Raw genomic sequence first — 2,715 nt, 5'->3', positions numbered from 1 at the left:
GATCGGCATGGCATCTTCCCCCACTGAAAACAGCTACGGCGCCGATTCGATCAAGGTGCTGAAAGGCCTCGACGCGGTCCGCAAGCGGCCCGGAATGTATATCGGCGACACCGACGACGGATCGGGCCTCCACCACATGGTGTTCGAGGTTTCCGACAACGCGATCGACGAGGCCCTTGCCGGCCATTGCGACCGGATCCTGATCACGCTCAATCCCGACGGCTCGGTTTCGGTCGAGGATAACGGCCGCGGCATCCCGACCGGCATCCACGCCGAGGAAGGCGTTTCGGCGGCCGAGGTCATCATGACCCAGCTCCACGCCGGCGGTAAGTTCGAGAACACCTCGGACGACAATGCCTACAAGGTGTCGGGCGGCCTCCACGGCGTCGGCGTTTCGGTCGTGAACGCGCTCTCCGAATGGCTTGAGCTCACCATCTGGCGCGACGGCGAAGAGCATTGGATGCGGTTTCGGCTTGGCGATGCCGAAGCGCCGCTGAAGATCGTCGGCCCGGCGCGCGAGAAGAAGGGCACGAAGGTCACCTTCCTCCCCTCTCCCGAGACCTTCAAGATCACCGAATTCGATTTCGACAAGCTCGAGCACCGCTTCCGCGAGCTCGCCTTCCTGAACTCGGGCGTGCGGCTGGTGCTCACCGACGCCCGGCACGAGGAGGAGAAGAGCGTCGAGCTGTTCTACGAGGGCGGCATCGCCGCGTTCGTTCGCTACCTCGACCGCACCAAGACCGCGCTCATCCCCGATCCGATCTCAGTCACCGGCCAGCGCGAGGACATCGGCATCGACGTCGCGCTCGAGTGGAACGACAGCTATTACGAGCAGGTCCTCTGCTTCACCAACAACATCCCGCAGCGCGACGGCGGCACCCATCTCGCCGCCTTCCGAGCGGCGCTCACCCGCACGCTCAACAATTATGCGGAGAAATCGGGCGCGCTGAAAAAGGAGAAGGTGAGCCTCACCGGCGACGACATGCGCGAAGGGCTCACCGCGATCGTGTCGGTGAAGCTGCCTGACCCGAAGTTCAGCTCGCAGACCAAGGACAAGCTGGTCTCCTCTGAAGTCCGCCAGCCGCTCGAAAGCCTGATTGCGGACAAGCTTGCCGAATGGCTTGAGGAAAATCCGCAGCACGCCCGCACCGTTATCCAGAAGGTGATCGACGCCGCCGCCGCCCGCGAGGCTGCCAAGAAGGCGCGGGAGCTCACCCGGCGCAAGGGCGTGATGGACATCGCCTCGCTGCCCGGCAAACTCGCCGACTGCCAGGAACGCGATCCCGCCAAGTGCGAATTGTTCCTGGTCGAGGGCGACAGCGCCGGCGGCTCCGCCAAGCAGGGCCGCAACCGCGAGGTTCAGGCGATCCTTCCGCTGAAGGGCAAGATCCTGAACGTCGAGCGCGCGCGCTTCGACCGGATGCTTGCCTCGAAGGAAGTCGGGACGCTCATCCAGGCGATGGGCACCGGCATCGGCCGCGACGATTTCAACATCGAGAAGCTGCGCTACCACAAGATCGTGATCATGACGGACGCCGACGTGGACGGCGCCCACATCCGCACGCTCCTGCTCACCTTCTTCTATCGGCAGATGCCGGAGATCATCGAGCGCGGGCACCTCTACATCGCCCAGCCGCCGCTCTACAAAGTCGCCAAGGGCCGCTCGGAAGTGTATCTGAAGGACGATCCGGCGCTCGACCAGTATCTGGTAGATGCCGGCATCGGCGCGATGCGGCTGGATACTTCCGAAGGCTCCCGCTTCGGCGAGGATCTGCGGGCTCTGGCCGATCACGCCCGGCGCGTCCGCACTTTGATGCGCTACGTGCCCCGCCGCTACGATCCCGCGCTGATCGAGGCGCTTGCGCTCACCGGCGGCCTCGACCCCGACATGAAGCCTGCCGCCCGGGCCGCGGCCGTTGCGCGCACGGCCGCCTGGCTGCAGGCTGGCGATGCCGACGCGACCTGGACCGGCGAAGCGGGCGAGGACGGCAATTACGTCCTGAAGCGGCTGTGGCGCGGAGTGACCGACTGGCACGTGATCGACCACAAGTTCCTGGTCTCGGCCGAGGCGCGGAAGCTCCACGCCCTGGCGATGGAGCAGGCGCAGACCTATTCCGCCCAGTCCCGCCTCGTCTCGCAAAAGGCCGCGGGCGCGCCCGAAGAGGATCCCAACCCCGACAGCGACACGCCGCACGAAAAGGTGGAGGGCATCCCCTCCGCCGACAAGGCGCCCGACGCGCGCGGAGTCCTCGTCCGACGTCCGACCGAGCTCCTCGAGGCGATCCTCGCCGCGGGCCGGAAGGGCCTGTCGGTCCAGCGCTACAAGGGCCTCGGCGAAATGAATGCGGACCAGCTCTGGGAGACGACGCTCGATCCCGAGAATCGCAGCCTCTTGCAGGTCGAGGTCAGCCAGGCCGACGTCGCCGACGAGATCTTCACCCGCCTGATGGGCGACGTCGTCGAACCCCGCCGCGACTTCATCCAGGAAAACGCCCTGAACGTCGCCAACCTCGACGTCTAGTCCTCAGCCGGCCGCCGCTTGGCCGGCTGGTCGGCGGCAAGCCCGGCCAGGCTCAGGAACTCCCGACGCCAGAAATCCGAAGGAGCCGTGGATGCCGCGAGGCGCCTCGCGTCGGCGAAACCGAAGCGGCCGAGCCACGGGTCCCCTCTCAGCTTCTGGCCGAAGGCGGCCACCGCGGCGGCGAAGGCGGTGTC

Annotated in this window: 2 protein-coding genes; one reads left to right on the top strand and one right to left on the bottom strand. The window is 66.4% G+C overall.

Annotated elements, in window-relative coordinates:
• Nucleotides 1-7: 7 nt before the first annotated feature.
• Entirely contained in the window at nucleotides 8-2,521 is a 2,514-nt protein-coding gene (gene gyrB / locus VF662_RS14475; protein WP_464142509.1) for a DNA topoisomerase (ATP-hydrolyzing) subunit B, read from the top strand.
• Here the strand turns inward: gyrB and VF662_RS14470 are convergent.
• A partial coding sequence (locus tag VF662_RS14470) for a YfbK domain-containing protein (protein ID WP_464142507.1) occupies nucleotides 2,518-2,715 on the bottom strand: 198 nt, incomplete at its 5' end. The genes gyrB and VF662_RS14470 overlap by 4 nt on opposite strands.

The organism is Allosphingosinicella sp. (genome assembly GCF_036387215.1).
Taxonomy (GTDB): domain Bacteria; phylum Pseudomonadota; class Alphaproteobacteria; order Sphingomonadales; family Sphingomonadaceae; genus Allosphingosinicella.
Note: the sequence above shows the minus strand (reverse complement) of the source record. Positions and strands in the feature narration are given on the sequence as shown.